This is a genomic window from Kitasatospora sp. NPDC059803, from assembly GCF_042732255.1.
Lineage (GTDB): Bacteria > Actinomycetota > Actinomycetes > Streptomycetales > Streptomycetaceae > Kitasatospora.
Genome location: NZ_JBHWIJ010000395.1, coordinates 1 through 6,483 on the forward strand (window position 1 = coordinate 1; position 6,483 = coordinate 6,483).

The window sequence follows — 6,483 nt, forward strand, 5'->3', positions numbered from 1 at the left end:
CCGATGGGGACGCGGGCGGTGAGGGTGTCGCCGGCGCGGATGACGGCGTGGGTGACGTCGTCGGAGCACTCGGTGGGGCCGTAGGCGTTCATCATCGGGATGTGCGGGTGGCGGGCGTGCCACCGGTGGCACAGGTCCGCCGGAAGGGCCTCGCCGGTGACCATCAGCCAGCGCAGGTGCGGGAGTTCGGGGGCGTCGCCCTCGGTGTCCCAGGCGTCCAGGGCGGCGCGCAGCAGCGAGGGCACGACCTCCAGGACGGCGATCTTCTCGTCCCGCGCCATGCCGAACAGGGCGGCCGGATCAGCGGCCATCTCCGTCCCCGAGACCCGGACGGTGCCGCCGACGATGAGCGGGGCGAGCATCTGCCAGACGGAGACGTCGAAGGTGAGCGGCGCGTTCTGGACGACGCCCTCCCCGGCTACCAGGTCGAGGTCCCCGACCTTGGCCCAGAGGTGGTTCATCATCCCGGAGCGCTGGACCATCGCGCCCTTGGGCTTGCCGGTGGAGCCCGAGGTGAACATCACGTACGCCAGGTCCAACTCGCCTCCGACAGAGGCGAGTTCGGCGCCGCTGGTGGAGTCGGACGGGTCGGTCAGCGGCAGGGCGGTGGTCGCCCCGGCGGTGAGCTCGGCGGCCTGCTCCTCGTACCCGGCGCCGACCAGCAGGTGGCGGGCGCCGCCGTCCTCCAGCAGCCCGGTGTTGCGGGCGGCCGGGGCGGTCGGGTCGAGCGGCAGGTAGGCGCCGCCGGCGGCCTGGACGGCCAGCACACCGGTGACGAAGGGGACGCCGGGCTCGGCGAACATCGCGACCACCGAACCGGTGGTGACCCCGGCGGCGGTCAGCCGGGCGGCCAGGCCCGCCGCGCGGGCGACCAGTTCGCGGTAGTCGATCCGCTCGGCGCCGTCGGCCACGGCCACCGCGTCGGGCGTACCGGCCGCGACGGCGCGGACCCGCTCGACCAGGCCCTGGTCGGCGGCGGTGGCCGGATCCCAGGCTCCGAGCAGCCCGAGCGGTTCGCCGGTCGCGCCCAGGCCCACCTGGCCGAGCGGACGGTCCGCGGGCATGGTGGCGAGGGTGCCGAGGAAGGTCTCGAACCGGGCGAGGTGGGTGGCGAGTTCGGCCGGCTCGTACAGCTCGGGGTTGCCGTCGAGGTGGATCTCGACGGTGCCGTCGTCCGCGTTCAGGACCGTCATGATGAGGTCCTTGACGATGCCGGTGGACAGGTTGACCACGACCCCGCGGCAGTCGCCGAAGGCCAGCTCCGGGTCCTGGTTGAGCACGTTGATGAACGGGCCGAAGGCGCGCTGGTCGTCGATCCGCAGGCCGATGTCGCGGCGGACCTTGTCCCCGCGGTAGCGCTGGTGCTTCAGCGTGCCGGCGACCTCGACCCAGGCCGCGCGCAGCAGTTCGGTGCGGGTCATCTCCGGGCGCACCCGGACGGCCAGCGGCAGGTAGTTGGCGAGCATGCCGGGGATCTCGCGGCTGACCGCGCCGACCCGGCCGGTGACCGGCAGGGTGAGCAGCGGCGCCGCGACCCCGGTGACGCGCTGGGTGTAGGCGGCCATCGCGGCGACCATCAGGACCGGCATGGTGACCTTGCCGTCCTGGGCGAGGGCGTGCAGCGCGGCCGTGGTCGCGGGGGAGAGCCGGGCGGTCTCGCGCAGCGCGACCCGGCCGGGGGCCGGCTCCTGCTCGGAGAGCGAGACCAGCTCGGGCACCGCGCCGTGCCGGTCGGAGGTGAGACGGTCCGTCCAGTAGGCGCGGTCCTTCTCGACCATCGACGAGTCGAGGTACTTGCGCTCGGCGTCCAGCAGCCGGTGGAAGGCCGGCATGGCGTCGGCGTCCAGCTCGGCCGGGCCCTCGCCGGCGGCCAGCCGGGTGTAGGCGCTGGACAGCTTGGGGTAGAGCAGCGAGCGGCTGAAGCCGTCCGCGAGGATGTGGTGCATGCACAGGTAGAGCAGGTGGTGCTCCGGGGCGAGCCTGATCAGCGCGCCGCGGAACAGCGGGAAGTCGGTGACCTTCATCGGGTCGGCGTGGTCGGCCCGCATCCACCGCTCGGCGGCCGCCGAGGGCTCCGCCTCGCCGCTGAAGTCCAGTGTCTTGAGCGGGAGCTGGGCGAGCGGGCGGATGATCTGGCCGGGGGCGCCGTCCTCCTCGACGAACTGCACCCGCAGCCCCTCGGCCTCGTGGCCGAGGCGTTGCAGCGCCCGTCCGAGCAGCTCGGCGTCGAGCGGTCCGCGCAGATCGATGTAGTCCGCCATGTTGTAGGCCAGCGGCCCGGCGGCGAACTGCTCGTCGAACCAGATCTCGGCCTGTGCCGCGGTGAGCGGAAGGACAGCGTTCCGGTTTGTCGTCACTGCTTTGCTCTCCGTCATTCTCAGCCTCAGCCCCGCCTTGAAAACTCTCGACCCTCTGACCCCGCCGGCCCCGACCCCGCAGGCCCCGCCCCCGGCGGACCGGTCAGCCGGACACCGTCTGGAGCCCGGCGGCGACGCCCGCCCCGAGGCCCCGGTGCTCGACCCCGGGCAGCAGGCCCTCCGGGCCGACCGAACCGCGCACCCACTCGTCGTGGTAGACGGTGTCCATGTAGCGCTCGCCCAGGTCCGGCGAGATGGTCACGGCGGTCACCCGCTCGCGCGCGCCGCCCGCGCCGTCGCCGTAGTGCTCGTTCAGCCAGCGCAGCGCGCCGCTGACGGCCGTCCCGGTGGAGCCGCCGAACAGGAAGCCGCCGCGCATCAGTTCGCGGCAGGTGCGGACGGTGTCGGTCTCCTCGACGTGCACCGCCCGCTCCACCAGCGACTCGTCCAGCAGCGCGGGCCGCACGCTGGTGCCCAGGCCCGGGATGTGCCGGGTGGCCGGCGGGGCGCCGAAGGTGACCGAGCCGACGCTGTCGACCGGGACGACCCGCACCGAGGGGCGCCGCTCGCGGAAGTACCGGGCGCAGCCCATCAGCGTCCCGGTCGTGCCCGCGCCGATGAACAGCACGTTCAGGTCCGGGAACTGGCGGGCGATGGCCGGCGCGGTGGTCCGGTAGTGCGCCATCCAGTTGCCCGGACTCAGGTACTGGTTGAGCCAGACCCGCTTCTCGTCGGCGGCGAGCAGCGCCTTGACGTGGCGGATCCGCGCACCGAGGAAGCCCTCGGTCTCGTGCGGCTCGGTGATCAGGTGCACCTCGGCGCCGTACGACTCCATGGTGCGGCGAGTGACCTCGTTGCAGCGAGAGTCGGTGACGCAGATGAACTTGTAGCCGCGGCTGGCGGCGAGCACGCTCAGGGCGACGCCCATGTTCCCGGACGAGGATTCCACCAGGGTCGAGCCGGGGCCGAGGACGCCCGCCGCCTCGGCCTGCGCGACCATTTCCCGGGCCGCTTTCAGCTTGATGGACCCGGCGAAGTTGAACCCTTCGACTTTCAGGAAGAGACGGTGCCCGAAGAACGGCTGCAGATTCACGAAGAGGTCGCTGACCTCGAATTCGTGCGACGCGGAAATGACCGGCACTGGAGACTCCTGGCCTTCGGTAACGAATTAGCCTCGGCGGCAAGCCTCCCGCCGGGCGCTGACGAGGGGCTGACGGACTGCTGACGGGGTCCGCGACCAGGGTTTCGGACCCGTCCTGAGGCACGCGTCAGCCGTCCGTCAGTTGCCGGTCAGTTGCTCGTCAGCGCCATCGGAAAGCGTTTGTTATTCCGCACTTGCAGGCCTTCCACGAGGAGCCCGGTTTGAATCGGCCGTCCGCCATCAGTGAAGTCCTTCCGCTCTCGCCGCTGCAACAGGGACTGCTCTTTCTCTCGGAGTACGACCGTGAGGGGACGGACGTCTACACCATTCAGCTGGTCCTCGACCTGGACGAGCTGACCGACGCCGATGCCGCCGCGCTGCGCACCGCGGCGGGCCTGCTCCTGGAGCGGCACCCCAACCTGAAGGCCTGCTTCCGGCACCGCAAGAACGGCGAGGCGATCCAGGTGATCCCCACGTCGGTCGAACTGCCGTGGCGCGAGGTCGCGGTGGCGGCCTCCGCCGAGGGGCCGGAGGCGGAGTTCGACCGGCTCGCCGAGGAGGACCGGCTGCGCCGCTTCGACCTCGCCCGCCCGCCGCTCCAGCGGCTCACCCTGGCCCGCGCCGAGGGCGGGCGCTGCCGGCTGGTCTGGACCGTCCACCACATCCTGGTGGACGGCTGGTCGATGGTCTCGCTGATCGGCGAACTCGCCGCGCTCGCCGAGGAGCTGAAGGCCGGCGGCACCCCCGCCAAGCAGCCGCGGGCCGGCGCGGCCCGCTACCAGGCGCACCTGGCCTGGCTCGGCACGCAGGACAAGGAGGCCGCCCGGCAGGCCTGGACCGCCGCCCTGGCCGGGGTCGTCGACCCGACCCGGCTGGTGCCGGCCGGCCGCGACCGGGCCGCCGGCGCGGCCGCGCTGCCGCAGGCCGTCCCGCTGGAGCTGACCCCCGAGGTCTCCACCGCGCTGACCGGCTTCGCCCGCTCGCGCGGCCTGACCGTCAACGCGGTGGTGCAGGGCTGCTGGGCGCTGCTGCTGTCCCGGCTGACCGGCCAGGACACCGTGCTGTTCGGCGCGGTCACCTCCGGCCGGCCGGCCGAGGTCCCGGACGTCGAGCGGATGGTGGGCCTGTTCGCCAACACGCTCCCGGTCCGGGTGGACGTCGACCCGGCCCGCACCCCGGCCGAGCTCTTCGCCGACGTGCAGCGGTCGCAGACCGCGCTGCTGGCGCACGAGCACCTGACCCTGGCGGAGGTCCAGCAGCTCACCGCCGTGCGCGGCGAACTCTTCGACACCGCCCTGATGTTCCAGAACTACCCGATGGGCGGCCTGCCGCTGGCCACCGGCACCGGCCCCCGGGTGACCGGCGCCGACGTCCGCTCCGCCACCCACTTCCCGGTCACCCTCACGGTCTTCCCCGGCACCCCGTTCGGCCTGGCCGTCAACCACGTGCCCGCGCTGGTCACCCGGGCCGAGGCCGAACTGGTCGGGCGGCGCTTCGCCCGGCTGCTGGCCGCCGCCGTCGCCCGGCCCGACGAGCCGTGCGGCCGGCTGGACGTCCTGGACGAGGCCGAGCGCGCCGGGATCACCGAGACCCGCAACGCCACCGGGACGCAGCTGCCCGGCGACTGGCTGGCCCCGCTGCTGGCCGCCCGGGCCGCCCGCACCCCGGACGCGCCCGCCGTGCGCTGCGGCGAGGAGCGCCTGACCTACCGCGAACTGCACGCCCGCGCCGACGCGCTGGCGCACGCCCTGCACGCCGCCGGGGCCGGCCCGGAGCAGGTGGTGGCGATCGCGCTGGACCGCTCCTGCGACCTGGTGGTCGCCGCCCTGGCCGTCCTCAAGTCCGGCGCGGCCTACCTGCCGCTGGACCCGGACTACCCGGCCGACCGGCTGCGCTACATGCTCGCCGACGCCGCCCCGGTGGTCACCCTCACCCACCGCCGGGTGCGCGAACTCCTCGCCGCCGAAGCCTCCGAAGGCGAGATGAGCACCGGCGAACTGTGGGTCCTGGACGGCCCGGACGCCGCGACCGGTGCGCCCGGGCAGCGCGTACCGGGCACGGCCCCGCGCGCCGACCACCCCGCGTACGTGATCTACACCTCGGGCTCCACCGGCCGCCCCAAGGGCGTCGTGGTGCCGCACCGGGCGCTGGTCAACCTGGTCGAGGACATGGTCGCCCGCTTCGCAGTGACCACCGAGGACCGCTTCCTCGCCGTCACCACCTTCGGCTTCGACATCGCCAACCTGGAGCTGTTCGTCCCGCTCGCCGCCGGCGCCGAACTGCTGGTCGCCGACCGCGAGACGGTCCGCGACCCGGCCGCCCTGGCGGACGCCGTCACCGGCCTGGACGCCACCCTGCTGCAGGCCACCCCCAGCCTCTGGCAGTCGCTCGCCGCCGACCACGCCCCCCGGCTGGCCGGCCTGCGCGCCCTGGTCGGCGGCGAGGCGCTGCCCGAGCCGCTGGCCCGCACCCTCACCGCGCACTGCGCGTCCGTGACCAACGTGTACGGCCCGACCGAGACCACCATCTGGTCCACCGCCGCGCCGCTGACCGCCACCGCGGCCGGGCCGCCGCCGATCGGCGGCCCGATCGCCAACACCCGGGTGTACGTCCTGGACGGCGCGCTGCGCCCCGTCCCCGACGGCACCTTCGGCGACCTCTACCTCGCCGGCACCGGCCTGGCCCGCGGCTACCTGGGCCGCCCCGGCCTGAGCGCCGAGCGCTTCGTCGCCGACCCGTACGGCCCGAGCGGCGCGCGGATGTACCGCACCGGCGACATCGTCCGCTGGGACGCCGCCGGCACCGCCCTGGAGTACGCGGGGCGCAGCGACCACCAGGTGAAGATCCGTGGCTACCGCATCGAACTCGGCGAGATCGAGTCCGTGCTCGCGGCGCAGCCCGGAGTGACGCGGGGGGGGGGCGCGGGGCCGGCCCCGCCCCGGGGGGGGCGGCGCGCGCGGGGCCCGAGGGAGTGGCGCGGGGGCG

The 6,483-nt window shown here is 74.2% G+C and carries 3 protein-coding genes; 1 reads left to right on the top strand and 2 read right to left on the bottom strand.

Going from position 1 to position 6,483, the window contains the following annotated elements; genetic code table 11:
- Window positions 1-2,357 (bottom strand): condensation domain-containing protein (locus tag ACFV6I_RS36400; RefSeq protein ID WP_380430263.1); only part of this gene is annotated, 2,357 nt, incomplete at its 3' end.
- 103 nt (window positions 2,358-2,460) lie between these two features.
- The gene (gene sbnA, locus ACFV6I_RS36405; protein ID WP_380430265.1) at window positions 2,461-3,498 is read right to left on the bottom strand and encodes a 2,3-diaminopropionate biosynthesis protein SbnA; all 1,038 of its coding nucleotides are present in this window, start codon (window positions 3,496-3,498) and stop codon (window positions 2,461-2,463) included.
- A gap of 221 nt (window positions 3,499-3,719) precedes the next feature.
- On the opposite strand from sbnA, the gene ACFV6I_RS36410 reads away from it, so the two are divergent.
- The coding region (locus ACFV6I_RS36410) for an amino acid adenylation domain-containing protein (protein WP_380430267.1) at window positions 3,720-6,483 on the top strand (2,764 nt) is incomplete at its 3' end.